This is a genomic window from Psychrobacillus sp. MER TA 171, assembly GCF_023713305.1.
Classification (GTDB): Bacteria; Bacillota; Bacilli; order Bacillales_A; family Planococcaceae; genus Psychrobacillus.
In genome coordinates this window covers 15,511-36,507 of record NZ_JAMAWN010000026.1, presented here as the reverse complement: position 1 = coordinate 36,507, position 20,997 = coordinate 15,511, and the positions used below count along the sequence as shown (strand labels likewise).

Genomic DNA, 20,997 nt, shown 5'->3' with positions numbered 1-20,997 from the left:
TATAAATCGCTCCTTATTTTTTCGTTGCGTCCATAATCCAGACATAATCATTCATCTTCGAGAAATGTGCTTGAAATCCTGCTTCCTCGAATAATTCCGTTAGAATTGGAATCGTTGTATAGTATTCTCTTTCTAAATCGTCTGCTACGTTGTGAAAGTTTCTAGCTCTTTCTTTTTTAATCTGATCTAGCTTTGCTTCCTCTGTGATGAACGCAGTATCCGCAAATACTATCTTGCCGTTATGTTCGAGAAGTTCGGAATACAGCTTTAGAGCCTTTCCTTTTTCCTCATCCGTTAGATGATGAAATACAAAGGAACTAACAATTGTATCTATTTTTCCCTCTCCAATTTCAAATTGAAGTAAATCACCGTCTAGAATTTCCTTATCCGGAAATCGTTTTGCCGTCATTTCTCTCATTTTTTCATTTGGCTCGAAGCCAATTACACTTAAATCTTTTTCCACTAACAGTGCTGTTAAATTACCCGTCCCTGTACCAAACTCTATTATAGAAGTACCGGAAATTCGATTAACTACTTCATTTAAAATATAATCATAGCCTTCAAAAACATCACGATATTCTGGGTCTTTTCCTGACACCGATGCGTCGTAGGACTCTGCCCATCCATCAAAAATATTTACAAATTCTCTACCCATTCGTCTAACCCCTTTTTGAAGTGTATTAAACCAAGTTGTTTACTTTGAATTAACACTTTTAGTTATATCATATTCAGCAGACTAATAAAAGGAAGATGTTACTATTTTTTTATTACCCTTTCTGGAAGGTAAAAAACAAAAAAGGAGCAAACCCTTTAAGGCTAGCTCCTGTTTATATCTCATTTAGTTTATATGGTTCTGTTTAATTTTAATTCAAATGAAGGATTAGTTACGTATTCCTGATACACTACTTTACCCTCAAATTCCAAATAGACTTGATATCTCTTCCTGATTGCATCAGCCGTGATCATGCTAAGTACTTCATCCTTTGATACCCATAGTACTTCAGAGGTCTCCTCAGAAGTGCATAGCTCCCCACCAATTGGTTTACAAACAAAATCAAACATTACTTTAGTAGGGACGTCCGTAATGCCATCGTACCATTTATACATACCGGTATTTGAATAAACCCCTATTAAATAGGATACCTCTACGTCAATCCCGCTTTCTTCTTTTATTTCTCGCGTTAAACCATCTATCAGGTTTTCTCCCACTTCTATTTGGCCGCCTGGGTAAACCCATCCGCCATGCTCTGTTTTCACTAAAAGAATTTTTCCCTCTTCATTTTCTACGATACCGCCTGCTGCAGCGATATGAGTTGGCATTTTCATATATCTTCCCCCTTTATTAGCTTTATGAATATTTTACCATTTTTATAAAGGGAAGAAAATGGGAATCACAATCATCATGACTGCAAACATAATAAGCTGTAATGGGATCCCTGCCTTTACGAAGTCGAAAAATTTATAGCCTCCAGCCGTCATAACTAATGCATTGGTCGGCGATGCAACCGGAGTTGCAAAAGCCATTGATGATGATACCGCAATAGCGATTAAGAAAGTATATGGATTGGCTCCCATACTAAGTGCAGCAGTCATGGCAATTGGAGCAAATAAAACTGCCGTTGCCGTGTTAGAGATAAATTGACCAAACACCATGGTAATAAAATAAATACCTGCCAATACACCTAATGCCCCAAAGTCTCCGAGAAGATCTATAATACCTTCGGATAAAATAACCATTCCACCAGTCTTTTCTAATGCTGTTGCCATAGGTAGCATAGCGGCTATGAGTATGATGCTTTCCCAGTTCATCTTTCCGTATGCATCATCCATGTTACGTAAGCACCCCGTTACAACCATTAACACTGCACCTATTAAAACAGAAATTACAGCAGGGAATACTTCGGAAATCATTAAAATAATCATTAATAGCATAATAGCTCCAGCAATTGGAGCTTTACCACTAGCTGCCGCCATACTTGCGTGCTCCTTTGGTTGGCCAATAACCACTACATCATTTGTAGCCTTTGCGAGGAGCTCAATTTCCTCCCATGCCCCTTGTACTAGTAGGGCATCCCCAAAGCGTAGACGGACATCTGCCATTTCACTTAATACATATTCCCCTTTGCGATTTACGCCAAGAATGTTTAAATTATATTTTTCGCGGAACTTAATACTCGCTATCGTTTCATTAATTAATGTGGAATGGGGAGTCAATAACACCTCCGCGATTCCAAGCTGTTTGGAAACTAATAAGTCCGGCATCGAATCATCGTCATCCACTTCTAACAAATAATCCTTTGCTAGCTCCTCTGTTCTCTTTAAGGAACCTTGAATATAAAGGACATCCTTTGCCTGGACTGTACTGAGAGGACCGGCCATCTCCTGGTACGTCATTGGTAACAGATTGATCCCCTCTGTGGATTTGCGGTCTATCTTCAAAATCGCTAGATGATACTTTGCCGGTAGCTTTAGATCGGTCAACTTCTTTCCAATCATTAAAGAATGCTCAGGAACCTTCAAGCGATGAAGATTTCCCCCAAGCTCATAATCAATCGCTAGCTGTTTAGGCGATAGCTTATGACCCGCACCTACAGCATCTTTCTTTTTGCCATTTGGAAGAACTACATTTCTCGCGACAACAAAATATAAAATACCTACAATAATAGCAATTATACCAACCGGCGTAATTTCAAAAAATCCAAGCTTTTCATAGCCATTGTCTACTAGCACCTGGCTGACAATAAGGTTGGCAGGCGTTGCTATCAAGGTCAATAAGCCAGATAAACTACTGATATAGGACAGTGGAATTAAATATTTGGACGGGCTGCTATTGATGCTAATTGCAATACTAATGACGATTGGCAGCATTAATGCAACCGTTCCTGTATTGCTCATAAACGCACCAACACTACCCGTTATTATTAATAATAAAATAAATAGCTTTTGTTCACTTTTACCAGACCATTTAAGAAGGAGATTACCCGCACTTTGGGCAAGTCCAGTTCTTACAATGCCTGCTCCTACGACAAATAATCCAGCTATCATAATAACTACAGAGTTAGAAAATCCAACAAGCGCCTCGTTCGGCTCTAAAATGCCAGTAATAACAAAGGCTAAAAGTGCAAGCAATGCCACTAAGTCGGCTCGTATTCGATTACTTATAAATAAGACAATACTAATTGCCAATATACTAAAGGTTATTGCTAACTGCATATCTAAGTGAGCTCCTTCTTTTTTTGTCTCCTTTATTATATAAAATGTTTGGAAGAAGTACTCGTCATATGGTTAAAGGTTGTTACAAAGTCTTTAAGGTTCATCAAGTATGTATGAATCACAACCCTATCCCTTATTTACACTGTTGTAGCCTGCATGAATAGCATCCCAGTCATGCGGTCGAGCCATCCTCTTTTCTATGCTGTCTAACGGCTTAAATCCAAACTGTTCATATAAGGAGTGCGCATCCTTGGTAGCCAAGTGAAAATTTGTTCCCTTTAAGTTCGGATGCTCAACAATAACACTCATCAGCCATTTGCTTAAGCCCCTCCCCCTGTAATCAGGTAAAACAAATACATCTCCTAGCCATGAATGCCTCACTAAATCTGATACTACTCGAGCAAACCCTACCTGTCTGGCTGCACCAGATGTTGGATTTCCCTCATATATGCCGTAGCACAATACAGAGTTATCTATGGAAGCCTCCACTAATACTCTTGTTACCCCTTTTAACCAATAGGATTCGTTCGTTAAATAATTATAAATCACATCTATATCTAGTAACCTCTTATCCGTACTAATATAAAATCCATTGTTTTCTAATAAAATATGATCATTCATAACCTAACCCCTTTTTTATTTAATATATCCTTTTTATACAAGAATTGAAATACTAATCTAAATTCTCAAAAACTTCTAGTTAGGCTGCTATTTTTCTTTTATAGTATGTATAAAGGAGTGGAAGCTTAATGACTTTACTAAACAGACTAAAAAAGGGAGATAAAATTGGAATTTATTCACCTTCCTCACCTGTTACATACTCTTACCCTAAGCGGTTTGCACGCGCTAAGGCTTTTATGCAATCTAAGGGATTCGAGATTATAGAGGGAAGCTTAACTGGAAAGCATGATCACTATCGCTCAGGTTCTATAAAAGCACGCGCAGAAGAGCTAAATGAGCTTCTTCGAAATCCAGAAGTTCGCTGCATTATGTCTACCATTGGTGGCACGAATTCCAATGCTATTCTCCCATATATCGACTATGAGGCGTTTAAAAAGGATCCCAAAATTGTAATCGGCTATTCGGATGCAACAGCAGTTCTATTAGCACTTTACGCCCAAACAGGAATACCAACCTTTTATGGTCCAGCACTCGTCCCTTCCTTTGGAGAGTTTGAGCCATTCGTCAATTATACATATGACTATTTCAATCAAATGCTAATCGAGGAGCAGCAGGCACCGTATGTCATCCCCACCCCTCCCTATTGGACAGATGAAATGGTAAACTGGGAGGTTAAAACGAAAGAAAAGGATCAGCGAGAAAATGAGTGGGTTTGTCTGAATAAGGGCATCGCTAAAGGCAGACTCATCGGCGGCAACCTTAATGCCATGTATGGTTTTTGGGGAAGTCCCTATATGCCAAGCATTAAAGCAGGCGATATCCTCCTAATCGAGGACACGATGAAATCTGCCTCTATCGTGGAAAAAAACTTCAATCTATTGAAGGTTAATGGCGTATTCAATCGAATTGGAGGAATTATACTTGGTAAGCATGAGCTATTCGATGATGAAGGAACAGGCAAACAGCCATCTGATATACTACTAGAAACAATCGGAGACCTAAATATCCCGATCCTAGTAGACTTCGACTGCTGCCACACACATCCAATGCTAACGATGCCAATCGGCCGACAAATCAAGCTAGATGCTACGAGTAAAGAAGTTACGATAATGGAACAATGGATTAAATAAAGCGTGGATCCTAAGGGGTTCACTTTTTTAATATTGGGAGCGGAGAATAGAGTGGGGTATTGAAAAGTGTTGCGCTAATGGTGAGAAGTGTTGCGGAAACGAAAAGTGTTGCGCTAATAGTGCGAAGTGTTGCACTAATTCTGAAAGTGTTGCGAATAACCTATAAAGTGTTGCACATATCGCAGTAAGTATTGCGTGAATGAAAAGTGTTGCAGATATGGGAAGAAGTGTTGCGGGTAATCGAAAAGTGTTGCGCCAATGGTGAGAAGTGTTGCGGGAAATCGAAAAGTATTGCGCTAATGGTGAGAAGTGTTGCGGAAACGAAAAGTGTTGCGCTAATAGTGCGAAGTGTTGCACTAATTCTGAAAGTGTTGCGAATAACCTATAAAGTGTTGCTCTAACTTGAGACAATCCTGAATCTTGCGGAAAAGTAGTAAAACCTTGCGCTAACAAACCTCAATCTTGCGGAGACGATGTAGAACCTTGCACAAATCCCCCCAAACCTTGCGGAGATGGAGCGGAACCTTGCACTTATGCCAAATAACGGTGCAAATTGTGTTACCGACACAACTAATTTTCTTTAGCTCTGTTCAAGGCTACGATTTGTTTTTTGGGGTTAAGTGGCCCCTTTTGAAATGTTAATCTAACAGTTCCGGTTTACGTTAAGGAGGAATAGAAAGTTTGGAGGTGATATATTGAAAAAAGTGATTATAGCTTTATGTATAGTTGTATCGGGATTTATCTTCTTTTTCGTACAAGAAGAATTTGGCGGGAACAAAACTGAAGATGGTATTGATAAGCTGTTTTCTGGTCAAATCTATGATCATGCAAAAAAGGAGTTTACTGTCCATGCAATGGGTTTATCCGGAGAAAAAATTTTTACAGTTAGAATTGCAGAAGCACAGTATAAAGAACAAGCAAAGGAATACTTTAGAGATATTTTAAATTCTCATTATATGGAGAGTTATGGACTTGAGGTATTTGTTGATGATTTAACTTTAGAATAAAAAGTAAAAATAAATCAACAAAAAAATGAACTGGGAGAAAATATACCAGCTCATTTTTTTGTTTTACATCGACCTTTCCCTTTAATTCATCAATGGTTGTAGTGCTTCTTTAAGTTTTGAAGAGGCTTTGAATACTCCATGCACTTTTATGGAGCTAATTGTTTTTAGCGCTAGCTCTTGGTCTATGTCATTTGCTAGGATGAGCATACCAATCGTTTTAATAGATAGCGTTTTATTTTGCTTTGATAATTGCTCTAATGTATCTTTGTCGTAGTAGCTTACCCCCATCGTAAATGCTCTCATTGTCACTGCTTGATCGATTACTTGTGCATGTGTGTTTAGTTGGCTTCGAATAGAGGACTTGATGAAGTCCGTTCTGTTCGAATAAAAGCCTTGTTCTACGAGTAAGTCTACCTTTCCTAAATCCACTACGTTCATATTAATTGTTATTTTTTCTGTTTCCGCCATCTACATACCATCCCCTTACCATCTATTTTATATTTAAATATATATTACACACAATTTTCAGTCAATTAAAAAAGCACTAAATTCTCTCTTCAGTGCTTCTTTATATATTATTGTTCAGCTCAGGTAGAGGCTTCATTTTGTTCTTCCCATTCTTCTCTTAATAAGCCCATACGTATCGAATCATAGTAGACTCCATTATATAAACGGCATTTTCTCATGCGCGCTTCCATTTTCATACCTAACTTTTCTCCAACCTTGACCATTCGTTCGTTGCCGGACCAGGTTGTAAAGCCAACCCGTACAAGAGGCAGCTCCGTAAATAGATGATTGATCCACATTTTAAGTGCCTTTGTTCCAATTCCTGAATTCCATGATTTTGGGTCATAGATAAGAATTCCCATCTCTAGCCAAAGTGAGGCCTCATGCTCCCAGTAATAACAAAGTGCTCCAACTAATTCATCTTTATAATAGATTCCCCAAAAATCATCTTGGTTTATAAAATAATCTTTTTTTAAAATAAATTGCTCATAAGTCATGGAAGTGTAAGGCTCAAACGGGGCATCCCACTTTTTCCATTCTGGGGCTTCTTCTTTTAGGCTCAGTTCCCATAATCGATATAGTTCCTCTTCTTTTACCGGTCTTATATTAATGTCATTCACTTTCATGCCCCCTAACTTCCATGCATATAATTTTATCATACTATTCTTTCGAAAGAATATTTCCTATATAGTTTCTATTGTGGTAAAGTGTTATTTGTGAAAATTACATATATAAAAGGAAGTGCTACTCTCGTGGGTGGAAATCAACAATTACAACGAGGCTTGGAACAACGGCACATCACCTTAATGTCGTTAGGCGCTGCCATTGGAGTCGGACTATTTTTAGGCTCCGCAACAGCCATTCAATTAGCCGGACCAGCTATTCTGATCTCCTATATTATTGGAGGCCTAGCTATTTTCATTATTATGCGAGCACTAGGGGAAATGGCCGTCCATAACCCGGTATCCGGATCTTTTAGCAGGTATGCAAAGGATTATTTAGGATCGCTGGCAGGATATATAACTGGATGGAATTATTGGTTTTTATGGGTTGTCACCTGTATGGCCGAAATTACAGCAGTTGGAGTATACATGAAAATGTGGTTCCCTGATACGCCATCGTGGATTTGGGCTTTAGCTGCTTTGGTGATTATGACTCTAGTTAATTTGATTGCCGTAAAGGCTTACGGAGAATTTGAGTTCTGGTTTGCTCTTATTAAAATTGTGGCAATCCTTGCAATGATATTCGTCGGACTTGGCGTTATTATTTTTGGTATAGGTAACGGCGGTGTAGCCGTTGGTATAAGCAATCTATGGACAAACGGTGGCTTTGCCCCGAATGGAATAACGGGTATATTCATGTCTCTACAAATGGTCATGTTTGCTTACTTAGGTGTTGAAATGATTGGAGTAACAGCTGGAGAAGCAAAGAATCCTAAGAAGGTTATTCCTAATGCCATCAACACGGTATTTTGGCGAATTTTATTGTTCTATGTGGGAGCTTTGTTCGTTATTATGTCAATTTATCCTTGGAATGAGGTTGGAGACAACGGTAGTCCATTTGTTTTAATGTTCGAGCAAATTGGTATTGGACCGGCTGCGGGTATTATTAACTTTGTTGTTCTTACCGCTGCGTTATCAAGCTGTAACAGCGGAATTTTCAGTACAGGGAGAATGCTCTTTAATTTAGCAGAGCAAAAACAAGCACCTGCTTCCTTTAAGCGAATCAGCGGTACTGGCGTTCCCTCAAAAGCTATTATTTTCTCTGCTGCACTATTATTGTTTGGCGTTTTACTAAATTACTTAGTACCGGAAAAGGTATTTATTTGGGTAACGAGTATCTCGACCTTCGGAGCAGTTTGGACATGGGGAATTATTCTAATGTCTCAATTAAAATTCAGAAAATCCTTAACTAAGGGAGAAGTTTCAAGACTTTCCTATAAGGCATTATTCTATCCCTACGGCTCGTATCTTGTGCTTGCCTTTTTAGTATTAGTGCTTGGTCTCATGGCTTATTTCCCTGATACAAGGGTCGCAGTAATAGTCGGTCCTATATGGATCATCGGCTTAGTATTTAGCTATTACAAAAATGGCTTTCATAAAAAGAAAAACCAGATCTAAATAAAGCCCTTCATTCTCTAAAAGGAGATGAAGGGCTTTTCTTAATGCTTAAATATACTTTTCAAACCATCCCGTAATTTGTTCGAGTCTCGTTTGGCGTAGATTTGGTAACCCGACACGCGATAAATTGTGATCTGCTTGCGGGAAACGTACAAAGCTTGTTTCTTTCCCCATTCCCTTTAAAGTAATATACAACTGTTGAGCTTGCTCTATTGGACAACGATAGTCGTTTTCACTATGCAAAATAAGTAACGGAGTTTCCACCTGAGACGCATATTTTAATGGAGATGCATCCCAAAGTTTATTAATATCCGTCATATCTCCACCAATTTGCCAAGGTGTGAAATAATATCCTATATCGGAAACGCCGTAAAAGCTAACCCAGTTAGAGATAGAGCGCTGGGTTACAGCTGCCTTAAAGCGATTTGTATGACCGACAATCCAGTTCGTCATAAAACCACCGTAGCTTCCTCCTGTTACTCCTAGACGATCATTATCAATCCAATCATTTTCTGACAACACATAGTCAACGCCTGCCATAATGTCCTCATAGTCTCCACCACCATAGTCACCTCTTACGGCATCTACAAATTCTTGACTATACGAATGACTACCTCTTGGGTTTACATATAGCACTCCGTATCCCTTAGCCGCCAATAACTGTAGCTCATGGAAGAACGTGTTTGCATACATCGTATGGGGACCACCATGAATCTCTACAATTAGCGGGTATTTCTTTCCGTCCTCAAAACCAGCCGGCTTCATCAGCCACCCGTGAACATCCCAGTCCTTAGCTCCCTTATAAACAATCGCCTCTGGTTCGACAAGTTCTATTTCTTCCAAAAGCTGTTCATTGAATGAAGTTAGTGCTTTTCTCTCCCCAGTCGTCAAATTAAGCTTAAATAATTCCCCGGGAAATACTGAATTACTTATCGTGGCAAGTGCAAATGTGCCATCTTTCGCAACGTCATATCCATAAACATGCTCGTTTTCAGGTGTGGCTGGATAGATCTCTCCCTCTAAGGAAGCTACATAGAGGCGGACGTCACCCATAGTAGAGAGCTGAAAATATACATAGTTGTCTTTTGTCCAGGCTACACTTGGTGCACTTGCTCCTTGCTGCAAATCACCTCCGGAATAATCTCCAACTGGAGCATCAATTCCTTCTGTTAAAGCCTCTCTTACACCTGTTTGAACATTATAAATATATACTTCATCGTGTGTTGCATTTTCATAAGTTCTATTTGATCCTACAAAAGCAACATAGTCATTTTCATGTGAAAAAGCAGCGCCTCCGAAATAACCCTCTTCATCTACTAATATGCTCTCTTCCTTCGATTCCACATCTACTAAATACAAAGGTTGTTTAAATGAAAAGTCTTGATTTTCTTCTCTATTTACTCCCATTACTATTTTCTTGCCATCATGTGAGACTGCCTGCAGGCTGTGCTGATGATTTCCCTCCGTAAACTGTACAGCTTCCTCTGTTTGTATATCGATTATTCCAATCTGTCTATACGTATCCTTTGGCAATAGCCCTACTCCGTCTGAATGATATTTCATCTTATCTACAACATATGCCTCGGGATGCTTATTTTCTTCTTTTTCAGGGTCGTCTGTCCAGCTTTTCCCCTCTTTTAAAGGCGCGACAAACCAGATTTTTTTACTGCAAGGAGACCAGTGGAAGCTTGAGATTCCTTTTTCAAAAGTGGTTAGCTTCTTTGCTTCGCCACCCTTAGACGATAAAAGGAAGAGTTGGTTTTTGTCATCTCGACTAGACAAGAACGCTATGTATTTTCCATCCTTGGACCAACATGGTGATGATATACGTTCCTTCAGATGTGTCCACTGGGCCACCTCATCTGTCTCTAAATCTACATGATACAAATAAGAATAGTATTTATTATCCTTCTCATTCATTTCAGTTCTAATAAATAAGGCGTCCTTATTTGATGGAGAAATTACAGGATTTGTAATAGATTGCAGTTTAAATAAGTCCTTTGCTTCTAACCGTCTTTTAGTCATTATTTTTCCTCGCTTTCTTGTTGTCTTTCTTATTTCGACATTATAAATCATTTTCCTTTAATTCCCGAAAAAAAGAATGCTACATGAATATTTTCATATTTAACATTAAGCAAAGTTGATCTCTTCATAAGGCAAACGCATTTCAGGAGATGAGCAATAAGCCGACTTCCTACCCAAACACCCAATACTCTGCGGTTTACTCAATCCAACTAAATTTACGACAATGGGTCCGTGTTTTACTACAATCCCACGCTACTTTACGACAATCAATCCATAGATTACTACAATCGATCAGTATCTCTCTCGATTCAACTAGATTTACACATGTGCACTATATTTTAATTCCCACTAAAAAAACTGCCTCCCATTTCAGGAGGCAGTTTCTGTTATTTTGCTTTGGTTGTTGGCTTCAATGTACGACGTAGTATTTTACCAGTCGTATTTTTTGGAAGCTCATCTAAAAATTCTATACTTTTTGGAATTTTATATTTTGCTAGTTTTTCAGCGCAATAATCATGAAGCTGCTCTTCCGTTAAGGATTCATCCTTTTTCACAACGAAGGCAAGTACTTCTTCTCCAAAGTTAGGGTCTGGAACGCCGATAACGGCTGCTTCCACGATGCCAGGGTGCGCAAATAATACTTCCTCAACCTCACGAGGGTAAACATTATAGCCCCCGACAATGATCATATCCTTTTTACGGTCAACGATATAAAAATAGCCTTCCTCGTCTTGGCGAGCTAGGTCACCTGTATAAAGCCAGCCACCACGAATTGCATTTTCCGTTTCTTCAGGCATCTTGTAATAGCCCTTCATGACGTTCGGTCCACGAACAATCAGTTCGCCAACTTCTCCTACCGGTACCTCTTCCCCGAGCTCATTTACCACTTTGTTTTCTACGTTAACTATAGAAGTTCCAATGGATCCTGCCTTGCGGTCGCGATCAATTGGGTTAAAGCAAGTTACTGGAGAAGCCTCTGATAAACCATAGCCCTCCGAAATACGCACTTTAAATTTGTCTTCAAAGTTGTGCAATAAAGCAACCGGTAAGGAGGATCCTCCAGAAATCGCTAAACGAATCGTAGAGAAATCTTCTACCTTTCCTTCTGGGAATTGATATAGGAAGTTGAACATCGTTGGTACACCAGCAAAGACAGTTGCCTCTTGCTCTTTAATCACATGGAACACTTCCTGTGGACTGAATCTAGGAACTAACAGAATAGTAGCCCCCATTAATAATGGTGCATTTACTACTACCGTCAATGCAAATACATGGAATACTGGAAGTGTCGCTATTACTCGGTCGTCTGTGCTGAAGTTTAAATACTCGGCAACGTCACGAGCGTTCGAGTAAATATTATTAAATGTCAGCATAGCACCCTTAGGATGTCCAGTAGTACCAGATGTGTATAGAATGACAGCTGTGTCATCTGAATCAATTTCCACTTGAGGTACTGCTTCCACTGCTGTAGAAATCAAATATGTAAACGATTTCACCTTAGACTTTAAGGTAGCTGGAAGAGCTGCAAGCTTTTCAGGTGTTGATGGATCTGTCTCACAGATAATATAGTTTTCTACTGTTGAAAAAACACCAGCTGCCTTTTCTACTAGTGGTATAAACGCATCTAAGGCAATAATAGCTTTAGCGTCACTGTTTTTCACGATGTAGCTAATTTCATCTGGTGTGTATATTGGATTAATCGGTACTGCGGTTGCACCTAAACGCATGGTTGCATAAAGAGAAATTAAGAAGTGTGGAGAATTTCCAAGTAGAAACCCTACATTATCCCCTTTTTCTACCCCTAATGAATTCAAAGCAGCCGCAAAACGCTCTACCGACTGATTGAATTCTGCGTAAGTAGTGTCTTTTCCCATAAAATGATAAGCAATTTTGTCTGGATTTTTTAAGGCCCTTTGTTGAACGTGTGTCACTAAACTCATTTTTTACAGCTCCCATCTTTCTTGAATGAACAGTCATTCATAATCCCCAACTTAATTATATAAGAAAAGTTTTGACAATTCAATATAAAATGAAGGTTTGCACCATTTACTTCCAAAGCAAAATGGGAGCAGAGTACTAGCCCTGCCCCATTCTTTCATGCATATTTTATTCTTGAATATGGGCAATATATCTCCATCTTATTAAATAGAAATAGGATAGCTGGATAATGGTAAATACTATTAAAACTATTAACATTTCTTTAGCTATGGAAACTGCAGCTAGATCCACCCAAAATGCTTGTAAAAATAAGAAGGAGAAGGTGCTATGAATCATTGCTAGCCCCCAAGGTAAAAAGAATTGCGGAATTAGCTGCCTATTAACGATTTTAACTAGTTCTCTATCTGTTACTCCCATTCTTCTCAGTACATCATATTGCTTCTTATCTCTCTCCAAATCTGTGTATAGCTTGAAGTAAACAAAGCTACCTGCAGCTAGGATTAGTACTGCAGCAACTAATAGCCCCGTGAATAGAAGTAATGAGAAGGTAGCGCGAATAATGGAATAGTTCAACCCTGGGTTTACGTAATAAAAAGGATTGGAATTTATACCAGTAGAACTTACAGTTTCACTCATTAATTCGTCTAAACTAGTACCAATTTCTTTCGTACGGAGCCATTCAGAAATATGGAAGGCATAAAAGGTCATTCTCGATTGCTGGTCCTCATACCCCGCCAATGGTTCTGTTATTAATGAAAAGTCCTCATCACTAATAATGATTGTACGATCTTTGATTGCTAAGGAAGGAAAAATTAACTTATTGTAAATATCCTGAATACGAAGAGGAATATTACTTTCCTCTAACACTGTCTGTTCATTTTCCACTCGGATACTTCCAAAGTCCTCTTCTGTATTGGGTACTAACAATGCCTGTCCCGGTAGCAAATCAACAAAAGGAATTTTGAGTGCAAGCGCAAGGCTATTGACTTCTGATTCTCTAATGACGTTGACCGTCTCTCCTGTACTAGAGGACGTCTGCTTCTTCAGATTAAATTTAACTAAATCATAAGAAAGCCCTTTATTCTGCAACTCCTCGGTTAGCTTCGTCACATGCTCTTGTTCATAGGGATTATCCCAATCACTAGAGTAGAAAATACTTACAGGGTTTAACTCTCTAAACTGTGCGGTAAAGGAAGTAAACGAAGTAACGATTCCCACTGAAAGAAAGGCTATACACGATACAATTGTTACAACGAAAAACATTTTGGCATTCTCTCGAATTTTTATCGATGCATCTGCGAAAGCGATTAACCGAAAAGACCGCCAATAAAGTTTTCTTTTGTTTCGAATGACCTGTAGCAGGTAGAGGATGCTGTCCGTATAAAAGTAATACGTTCCCCAAAATGCTAATGTCACAATGACGAAGCTAAGGGCAATATGCATTTGAAATGCCGAGAATATAACAAGTCCGTAGGCAGATAAAATGAGGACAAACCCCAGTAATGCTCTCCATTTTTTATATGCAGTCGGCTCCTCGTCATTACTATATCCTCTTAGAAGCTGGATGATATCTTTCTTACGTATAAAAACGACACTGCTAAAAGAAATCACGACAAACATCGTAACAAAAACGATGATTGTTAATGCAAATGGCTTCCAAGATACATACAAAGGAAGGCTATCGAGTAAAAAAAGCTCTCGGATAACCATAAAAAAGAACTTGGAAAATGAAAAGCCAAAGAATATGCCGACAGTAACAGATATAAGTCCTAATAGCATTGTTTCTATAAAAATCATCCGACCTAGCTGTTGCTTTTGCATCCCAAGATTCAGTAGTACGCCAAACTCATGCGACCTAGCCTGTATGAAGGCACTCATCGAATAAAATAAAAAAAACAATGTAAAAATGATTAATATAATCTCAGCAATCAGCATTCCACCAAATGCTATATCACGTAAAAACTGATCCTCAATCTTTGGATGAAACATTAACATCGTATAGACGAAGAACACCATAACAGAAAAGCTACTAGCTAGAAAAAAAGCTGCATATATCCTGCTGTTCCTTATGACATTATGATAAGCAAATTGTTGAAAGGTCATTTTACATTTCCACCTAACTTTCATCTTTCGAAAATTATCAAGGCATTCGCAAAGAGTTTAAATCGTTAACGTTTCCACCTAAGAGAGAAAGGACGTTTAATATTCTCTGGAAGAAGGTTTGTCTTCGATCATCCTTATAAATCTCGTTAAAGTACTCTCCATCCTTGATAAATAGCACTCGATCGCAATAACTTGCTGCTATCGGATCGTGAGTTACCATAACAATGGTCGTATTACTCATCTGATTAACTTGAGTTAATATTTCTAATACATCACGTGCTGATTTAGAATCTAGATTCCCGGTTGGCTCGTCCGCAAGAATAATAGACGGCCCATGTATCAAAGCTCTTCCTATCGCAGTTCTTTGCGCCTGACCACCAGAGATCTCTGCTGGTCTCTTTTCTAGAATATTCATTAGATCCAACGATTCCGCTATCTCAATGACTTTTTCCCTCATTGTCCCTACAGGCTGCCCATCTAAGGTTAAAGGGAGAATCATATTTTCCTCTACAGTAAGCGCTGGGAGAAGGTTGAAATCCTGAAATACGAATCCAAGCTGTCTTCTTCTAAATAAAGACAAATCATCCTTTTTCAGCTCCAGCGGGTTTAAGCCGTCTATAAAGAAATCCCCAGAGGTTGGTCGGTCAATAGTGGAAATTATATTCAGTAAAGTAGTTTTTCCACTTCCTGATGGACCCATTACTGCAAGGAACTCTCCCTTTTCCACTTCAAAGCTAAGCTGATTAATGGCAAGGTGAGCTATTTTTCCTTCATAAACCTTCGTTATATCATCAAGAACTAATATCGACATCCTTGTCATCCCTTTCCTTAGAATCTAACTTCTCAAATAGGATCGATATGGTCGTCCCTTCACCAAGTATCGACTTGATGCTCATCTTGTGACCTAAACGATTACAGATTTCCTGAGCTAAATATAATCCCATTCCAGTAGATTCCCCACTTTTACGTCCATTCTCGCCCGTAAAAAAGGCTTTGGTCACACGTTTTATATCAGAGGCCGGGATACCAATCCCTTCATCCCTCACACTCAATACTACTTTTTCGTCCTCTAAAGTAGTTTCAAAAAATATCTTTTTATTTTCCTTCATCGTGTATTTAACAGCATTTGTTATAAATTGAGCAATAACAAAACGGATCCATTTAGAATCCGTCGCGATTAAACAATCATCTTCCATTTCAATGACTGGATAAACTCGATGACTAATAAACAATCGCTTATTCTTAGAAACCTCTTCTGCCACAACTTGCCTTAAATTCACTTGTTCTATGTGCATATCTTCTTCAAAGGTATCAAGCCTGGCATTCATAAGTACGGCTTCTAATCCTCGCTTCAATCGATCCGTTTCCTCGAGAACACTTTTAGAGTCCATCTGTTCCCCATTTTGTCCCATCATTTCTAAAACAGAAATTGGAGTTTTCATTTGATGAACCCAGCTGTTCATAAATTGCAGATGCCTGTTTTGAGTTGCATATAAAAGCTGTACCTCTTTTTGATATAAACGATAGATGTGCTGCAAATAGGTCTCCACCTGTCTTACTTCGGGGGAGTATCCTTCTTTTTGCAAGACTACCTCTATTTTGTTTGGAACAGATAGTATTTTTTTATAAAACGACATTTTTTTTATAAAAAGCGTCCCTAAAAAGGTAAGTGTTAGGATGGTGCTAATGACGATTGAGTATACGGCAGTATCAACGTTTCGAAAGCCATCCAGCCAATAAAGGAGCATGATAAATAACACAAGGAAAATTTGAAATATGATAAAGATAGAATGTTCTTTTATAAATAAACGAAACATATCAGGATTCCTCCGAACTAAGGTTTAAGCGATAACCTGCTCCTCGTACCGTTTCAATGGTGGAGCTCACATGGTAATCCGCAAGCTTTTTACGGACTCTTGTCATGTTCACATTCAATGTGTTCTCATCAACAAAGGACTGGTCATCCCAGAGCTCTTCTAATAGTTGCTCCCGTGTCACTACTTTAGGATAGTTTCTTAACAGTAATTCTAGTATGGTACACTCTTTCTTCTGAAGAGGAATTTCTTCCTTCCCAATATGTAGCTCCATCCGCTCCAAGAAAAGCTGAAGCTTTCCAGCTCGGACAATTCTCTCCTCCTGCTTTGCTGCATACTCCCCATACGTCCTTCTTAAATGGCTTCGTATTTTAGCTAGGACGATTTCATAATGGAAAGGCTTCGTAATAAAATCGTCTCCCCCATTTTCTAAAGCAAAAATCTGATCCATTTCACCTGATCTTGCCGAAACAAAAATAATCGGACAAGTCGTAAGCTGTCTTAATTGTCTACACCAATAATAGCCGTCATACGAAGGTAAATTCACATCAAGTAAAACAATGTGTGGATCAAAGGCTGTAAATTCCTCAATTATATGGTCAAAGTCTTCTATAGTATGTACTTCATAGTGATATTTTCTTAATGTATCTGCCAGTAGTGCTGCAATTTTCTTATCGTCTTCCACTACTAGCACTCGGTGTGTGTCCACAGTAATCCCCCTTAAAAAGTTCTTCTCTTATCATATCAAATCTTTCTTTATTATTCTTCATACACCCAAAGAATTCATACCACAATCATATTTTTTAAGCCTCTCCTATTGTGGTGGTGACATTTTAAAAATTTATTTTTCAAAGGATATTGTATTTATTATCAGAATAATCTATTGTTTTATTGTTCGATACATTTTCTTATAAAGGAGGGTAATTTTTACTTATTTGCAAGAACCTCCTGAGGATTGTATGGAATTATTGTAGGGGAGAATAACATGATGAATAAAGGAGAGAGTGATGGGAATGTTCAAGGACTGGACTTTATTTGAAAAAGTTTGGTTGGGTGTATTTACGTTAGTTAATATTTATTTGTTTTTTGCTTGGAAGGATTCATTATTAGGTCTAATAAGCTCACTAACAGGTATGCTTTGTGTGGTATTGGTAGCAAAGGGGAAAATTAGTAATTATTATTTTGGTATTGTAAACACGTCTACTTATGCCTACATCACCTATACGTATGGATTATATGGGGAGTCTATGCTGAATGGACTGTTCTATTTTCCAATACAGTTTATCGGAATCTATTTATGGAGAAAAAACCTAACGAAAGTTCAGACAATTGGCGAAGACGTCTCTGTAAAACGATTAGACAAAAAAGGATGGATGTATATAATTGTTATCTCTATTGTAGCGTCTATATCTTATGCCTACCTTTTAAATGCTATTGGTGGCCAACAGGTTCGATTAGATTCAGCTGCAGTTGTGTTATCTGTTCTAGCTCAAATATTGATGCTTAAACGTTATGCAGAGCAATGGGTGCTTTGGATCGCTGTCAATGGATTAACAATTGTCCTTTGGGTGATCACACTTACAAAAACGGGCGGAAATGACTGGTCAATGCTTGTTATGTGGTCGGCATTTTTAGTGAACTCTATTTACGGATATGTAAACTGGCTGAAAATGCACAGAGCGCAACATAATCTTGAAGGAGAAGCGTATGAACTACGGCCTTCCAATTGAGGAATATGACCGAAATTTAACATTTGGTTATTATGGAGGAAAGTTTTTACCATTTCATATGGGGCATCTCAGCTGTATTATAAAAGCTGCTTCGCTAGTAGATGTGTTGTTTGTAGTTGTAGGCTACGATGAAGCCTATGAGTAAGACCTGTGTCTAAACAGTAATTTTAAATGGGTGTCTCCTCGTCTAAGAGAGCGTTGGGTTACTAAAGCCACAAAAGATATGCCGAATGTTCGTGTGCTGTCTCACTATGAGCGTCGTTCAGACGGGTATATGACAGATCCATTAGTGAAGCAGGCCAATGAGGAATTGCTTCAAAAGCTTGGTGGAAAATTAGATTATGTGTTTAGTAGTGAAGCTGACTATGAAGATTATTTTAATATGTACTTTCCTGATAGTGAGCATATCCTTTTTGATAGACTGAGCACCCAATATCCTATCTCCGCAACAGAAATACGAGATAAAGGTGTCTATTCGTATTGGGAAATGCTACCTCCAGCTGTAAGGGAATCATACGTTAAAAGAATTTGCTTATGCGGAGTAGAGTCTACAGGGAAGTCAACGATGGCTAAGCTACTAGCTGCTCACTTTCAAACGAACCTTGTAGAAGAATACGGTAGAGCCTTCTACGATAACATCAATGGTTGTTTTGATATCGACATGCCAGAGGACTTCCATCAAATCGCTTTTGGACATAGCTATGCTATTTTGCAAGCGGTGCCTACAGCCAATAAAGTGCTCTTTATTGATACGGAGGAAACATACACCCAGTTTTTCAGATTAAAAAGTATCGGCGAAAAAAGCGCAGTTTTGAGCGAAATGATTAAGAGTCGAGTAAATCAAATAGATACTTACATTTACTTAGAACCTCATAATGAGTATGAAATGGATGGAACCAGACTTCCTGTCTCACAAAAACAGAGGTTACAGGACAATGAACAATTGAAAAGCTTATTTAATGAGTACGGTATTAGCCTTCACATAGTAGATGAGAATAGCCGATCCCGTCGGTTAGAAAAGTGTATCACAATTGTATATGATTCTTTAAGACATGTTATTTAAACAAAATAGCCTATATAGGAATGTCTCAGATTGGAGACATTCCTTTTTTAGTGATGAACGTTTCTGAACTCCAATTTTCCAAACTTAAAATACCTTTCGCTGATATACAGATTGGCTAACCATCCAGGAAATTAGATAAATTATAATGCAGGTAGCTGCGCCACTAAGGTAAAGAGTTGTTGTCGACATGCTAGTTAGAAAATCTGTAATCGTAGTGAGATGTTTGCTCAGGAATTGAAAGACTGGCGGGATAACAACAGCTAAGAATAGAAATCCAACCATAACCACTGCACCTATATATCCGGGTTTTAAAATATAAAATAACGGAAAGGCTATTGCTGTGAAAATGAAGAATAATCCCATAGCGATAGATATATCCTTTATCAAAAAGTCATAACTAAATATATAAAAAATGATACTAGCGACACCTATTGATAGAACCATATATGCAAGAGCGCCGATGTACTTTGCTGCCACAATCTCTTTTCTCGTATAAGGCAAAGAATTAAGAAGGATATTAGATTCTACTTGTTCATCGTAAATATATCCATTCAGTGGTATATACATGCTAGCCATCAGAAAAACAAAGGCTGGACTCATATGATCAGCAAATATTGCAAAGAACATAATAAACGGAATAAAAAGTAGTATCTGTGTTTTTTGAATAACTAAATCTTTTTTTATCAAATTATACATATTGCCCTATAGCTCCTTTCGTATAAAACATAATATCCTCCAAGGTAGCTTCTTCAATAACCACTTGAGCTCCTAATAATCTTTTTACTTCTTCTGCATTATTTGTTATTGCTTGAAATTCTGTAGAGGAACGTTCCATACTGATAAAACATTTTTCAATGTCTTGGTTGATTAGATTTGCACTTCCTTTTACTAATGCATAACGCTCCTGTATATTTCTTATCGACTCGTTGAAAAGAATCTTTCCTTTATGAATGAAAGTAATATTATCTGCGATTCTTTCTAAATCACTGGTTATATGGGTGGAGAAGAAGATAGTCCGCCTTCCATCTACCATCATATCTTTTAAAATATCCAGCAATTCTCTTCGAAAAACGGGATCTAAACCAGCTGTCGGCTCATCCATCATTATAAATTCAGCTTCATGAGATAGGGCTATTGCTAAAGAAGTTTTCATCAGCATTCCTTTGGAAAAGGTTTTAATAGCTTTGTTTAATGGGAGTTCAAACTTTCTAACATAATCATTAAATTGACTGTCACTCCAATTTTGATAAGCTGGGCCAATTATTTTACGGATTTCTTTTAGATTCAAACTCTCGTAAAATACATTACTATCATAAACAAATCCTATGCGCTCTTTAATTTCCTTTTCATGATCGGCATAATCCTTACCAAATATTTTTATTTCACCTGTATCTGGTTGTAAAAGATTCATTATTAGCTTCATGGTGGATGATTTCCCTGCCCCGTTCGCCCCTACAAATCCTGTTATTTGCCCTTGTTTAACATGTAAATTCATATTCTCTAAGGAGAAATCTTTAAAATATTTGCTGACATTTTTAAACTCTACTAAATTTTCTATTTTCCTCACCCCTTATTAAAATTAAAATGCGTGCTATCAAACTTTTCTTTGACAGGATTTTTATTGCTCATTAACTCATCCCCCTGGAGTCATCTCCTATCGCAATCATCAGATAGAAAGGTACATGTTTAAATGTTAAAAAGCTATTTATGAAATTAACTGAGCTAG

Annotated in this window: 20 protein-coding genes; 6 read left to right on the top strand and 14 right to left on the bottom strand. The window is 38.1% G+C overall.

Annotated elements, in window-relative coordinates; all coding sequences use genetic code 11:
- Window positions 1–13: 13 nt before the first annotated feature.
- From M3627_RS17840 to M3627_RS17825, 4 genes are all read right to left on the bottom strand, one after another.
- A complete protein-coding gene (locus M3627_RS17840) occupies window positions 14–655 on the bottom strand; it encodes a class I SAM-dependent methyltransferase (RefSeq protein ID WP_251556872.1) in 642 nt (213 codons plus the stop codon).
- 188 nt (window positions 656–843) lie between these two features.
- Entirely contained in the window at window positions 844–1,326 is a 483-nt protein-coding gene (locus M3627_RS17835; protein WP_169360244.1) for an NUDIX hydrolase, read from the bottom strand.
- Between the two features lie 42 nt (window positions 1,327–1,368).
- Window positions 1,369–3,213, bottom strand: a complete 1,845-nt coding sequence (locus tag M3627_RS17830) for an SLC13 family permease (RefSeq protein ID WP_251556871.1) — start codon at window positions 3,211–3,213, stop codon at window positions 1,369–1,371.
- A gap of 126 nt (window positions 3,214–3,339) precedes the next feature.
- Window positions 3,340–3,834 carry a GNAT family N-acetyltransferase gene (locus tag M3627_RS17825; protein WP_251556869.1) on the bottom strand — a complete coding sequence of 165 codons (495 nt, stop codon included), beginning with the start codon at window positions 3,832–3,834 and terminating at the stop codon, window positions 3,340–3,342.
- 128 nt (window positions 3,835–3,962) lie between these two features.
- Here M3627_RS17825 and M3627_RS17820 point away from each other — a divergent pair, with 128 nt between their 5' ends.
- Window positions 3,963–4,964 carry a S66 family peptidase gene (locus M3627_RS17820; protein ID WP_251556866.1) on the top strand — a complete coding sequence of 334 codons (1,002 nt, stop codon included), beginning with the start codon at window positions 3,963–3,965 and terminating at the stop codon, window positions 4,962–4,964.
- Between the two features lie 704 nt (window positions 4,965–5,668).
- Entirely contained in the window at window positions 5,669–5,971 is a 303-nt protein-coding gene (locus tag M3627_RS17815; RefSeq protein WP_483315293.1) for a YolC/YozM family protein, read from the top strand.
- Window positions 5,972–6,052: 81 nt separating this feature from the next.
- Here M3627_RS17815 and M3627_RS17810 read toward each other — a convergent pair whose 3' ends face one another.
- Window positions 6,053–6,439: a CopG family transcriptional regulator gene (locus M3627_RS17810; RefSeq protein ID WP_251556862.1), complete on the bottom strand. Its 387-nt coding sequence runs from the start codon at window positions 6,437–6,439 to the stop codon at window positions 6,053–6,055.
- 119 nt (window positions 6,440–6,558) lie between these two features.
- Window positions 6,559–7,098 carry a GNAT family N-acetyltransferase gene (locus tag M3627_RS17805; protein WP_446740166.1) on the bottom strand — a complete coding sequence of 180 codons (540 nt, stop codon included), beginning with the start codon at window positions 7,096–7,098 and terminating at the stop codon, window positions 6,559–6,561.
- 132 nt (window positions 7,099–7,230) lie between these two features.
- Here M3627_RS17805 and M3627_RS17800 point away from each other — a divergent pair, with 132 nt between their 5' ends.
- Window positions 7,231–8,598: an amino acid permease gene (locus M3627_RS17800; protein ID WP_169360250.1), complete on the top strand. Its 1,368-nt coding sequence runs from the start codon at window positions 7,231–7,233 to the stop codon at window positions 8,596–8,598.
- Window positions 8,599–8,646: 48 nt separating this feature from the next.
- On the opposite strand, the gene M3627_RS17795 is transcribed toward M3627_RS17800, so the two are convergent.
- The 6 genes from M3627_RS17795 to M3627_RS17770 all read right to left on the bottom strand — a co-directional run bounded on the left by M3627_RS17795 (window position 8,647) and on the right by M3627_RS17770 (window position 17,187).
- Window positions 8,647–10,623: a S9 family peptidase gene (locus M3627_RS17795; RefSeq protein ID WP_251556860.1), complete on the bottom strand. Its 1,977-nt coding sequence runs from the start codon at window positions 10,621–10,623 to the stop codon at window positions 8,647–8,649.
- 386 nt (window positions 10,624–11,009) lie between these two features.
- Window positions 11,010–12,563, bottom strand: coding sequence for a fatty acid--CoA ligase family protein (locus M3627_RS17790; protein ID WP_251556858.1), 1,554 nt, complete (start codon window positions 12,561–12,563; stop codon window positions 11,010–11,012).
- Window positions 12,564–12,729: 166 nt separating this feature from the next.
- Window positions 12,730–14,664 carry an FtsX-like permease family protein gene (locus tag M3627_RS17785; RefSeq protein WP_251556856.1) on the bottom strand — a complete coding sequence of 645 codons (1,935 nt, stop codon included), beginning with the start codon at window positions 14,662–14,664 and terminating at the stop codon, window positions 12,730–12,732.
- Between the two features lie 37 nt (window positions 14,665–14,701).
- Window positions 14,702–15,475 (bottom strand): ABC transporter ATP-binding protein, encoded by a 774-nt coding sequence (locus tag M3627_RS17780; protein WP_169360254.1) that lies wholly within the window; start codon window positions 15,473–15,475, stop codon window positions 14,702–14,704.
- Entirely contained in the window at window positions 15,456–16,481 is a 1,026-nt protein-coding gene (locus tag M3627_RS17775; protein ID WP_251556854.1) for a sensor histidine kinase, read from the bottom strand. Before M3627_RS17775 ends, M3627_RS17780 begins: the two co-directional genes overlap by 20 nt.
- A gap of 1 nt (window position 16,482) precedes the next feature.
- Window positions 16,483–17,187 (bottom strand): response regulator transcription factor, encoded by a 705-nt coding sequence (locus M3627_RS17770; protein ID WP_169360256.1) that lies wholly within the window; start codon window positions 17,185–17,187, stop codon window positions 16,483–16,485.
- 304 nt (window positions 17,188–17,491) lie between these two features.
- On the opposite strand from M3627_RS17770, the gene pnuC reads away from it, so the two are divergent.
- Genes pnuC through M3627_RS21130 form a run of 3 tightly spaced genes read left to right on the top strand, consistent with a single transcriptional unit; the run spans window position 17,492 to window position 19,271 of the window.
- Window positions 17,492–18,208 carry a nicotinamide riboside transporter PnuC gene (gene pnuC / locus M3627_RS17765; RefSeq protein ID WP_251556852.1) on the top strand — a complete coding sequence of 239 codons (717 nt, stop codon included), beginning with the start codon at window positions 17,492–17,494 and terminating at the stop codon, window positions 18,206–18,208.
- Entirely contained in the window at window positions 18,186–18,353 is a 168-nt protein-coding gene (locus M3627_RS17760) for an adenylyltransferase/cytidyltransferase family protein (RefSeq protein WP_251556850.1), read from the top strand. The genes pnuC and M3627_RS17760 overlap by 23 nt, the downstream gene beginning before the upstream one ends.
- 30 nt (window positions 18,354–18,383) lie before the next feature.
- Complete coding sequence (locus M3627_RS21130; RefSeq protein ID WP_251556848.1) at window positions 18,384–19,271, top strand: AAA family ATPase; 888 nt, start codon at window positions 18,384–18,386, stop codon at window positions 19,269–19,271.
- 84 nt (window positions 19,272–19,355) lie between these two features.
- Here the strand turns inward: M3627_RS21130 and M3627_RS17750 are convergent, their stop codons facing one another.
- Window positions 19,356–19,967 carry an ABC-2 transporter permease gene (locus M3627_RS17750; protein ID WP_251556847.1) on the bottom strand — a complete coding sequence of 204 codons (612 nt, stop codon included), beginning with the start codon at window positions 19,965–19,967 and terminating at the stop codon, window positions 19,356–19,358.
- The gene (locus M3627_RS17745; RefSeq protein WP_251556886.1) at window positions 19,960–20,829 is read right to left on the bottom strand and encodes an ABC transporter ATP-binding protein; all 870 of its coding nucleotides are present in this window, start codon (window positions 20,827–20,829) and stop codon (window positions 19,960–19,962) included. The genes M3627_RS17750 and M3627_RS17745 overlap by 8 nt, the downstream gene beginning before the upstream one ends.
- Between the last annotated feature and the right edge of the window lie 168 nt (window positions 20,830–20,997).

Coding starts and splice junctions, on each gene's coding strand:
- M3627_RS17840 (WP_251556872.1), bottom strand. CDS start 655: ATGGGTAGAGAATTTGTAAATATTTTTGATGGATGGGCAGAGTCCTAC.
- M3627_RS17835 (WP_169360244.1), bottom strand. CDS start 1,326: ATGAAAATGCCAACTCATATCGCTGCAGCAGGCGGTATCGTAGAAAAT.
- M3627_RS17830 (WP_251556871.1), bottom strand. CDS start 3,213: ATGCAGTTAGCAATAACCTTTAGTATATTGGCAATTAGTATTGTCTTA.
- M3627_RS17825 (WP_251556869.1), bottom strand. CDS start 3,834: ATGAATGATCATATTTTATTAGAAAACAATGGATTTTATATTAGTACG.
- M3627_RS17820 (WP_251556866.1), top strand. CDS start 3,963: ATGACTTTACTAAACAGACTAAAAAAGGGAGATAAAATTGGAATTTAT.
- M3627_RS17810 (WP_251556862.1), bottom strand. CDS start 6,439: ATGGCGGAAACAGAAAAAATAACAATTAATATGAACGTAGTGGATTTA.
- M3627_RS17795 (WP_251556860.1), bottom strand. CDS start 10,623: ATGACTAAAAGACGGTTAGAAGCAAAGGACTTATTTAAACTGCAATCT.
- M3627_RS17790 (WP_251556858.1), bottom strand. CDS start 12,563: ATGAGTTTAGTGACACACGTTCAACAAAGGGCCTTAAAAAATCCAGAC.
- M3627_RS17785 (WP_251556856.1), bottom strand. CDS start 14,664: ATGACCTTTCAACAATTTGCTTATCATAATGTCATAAGGAACAGCAGG.
- M3627_RS17780 (WP_169360254.1), bottom strand. CDS start 15,475: ATGTCGATATTAGTTCTTGATGATATAACGAAGGTTTATGAAGGAAAA.
- M3627_RS17775 (WP_251556854.1), bottom strand. CDS start 16,481: ATGTTTCGTTTATTTATAAAAGAACATTCTATCTTTATCATATTTCAA.
- pnuC (WP_251556852.1), top strand. CDS start 17,492: ATGTTCAAGGACTGGACTTTATTTGAAAAAGTTTGGTTGGGTGTATTT.
- M3627_RS17760 (WP_251556850.1), top strand. CDS start 18,186: ATGAACTACGGCCTTCCAATTGAGGAATATGACCGAAATTTAACATTT.
- M3627_RS17750 (WP_251556847.1), bottom strand. CDS start 19,967: ATGTATAATTTGATAAAAAAAGATTTAGTTATTCAAAAAACACAGATA.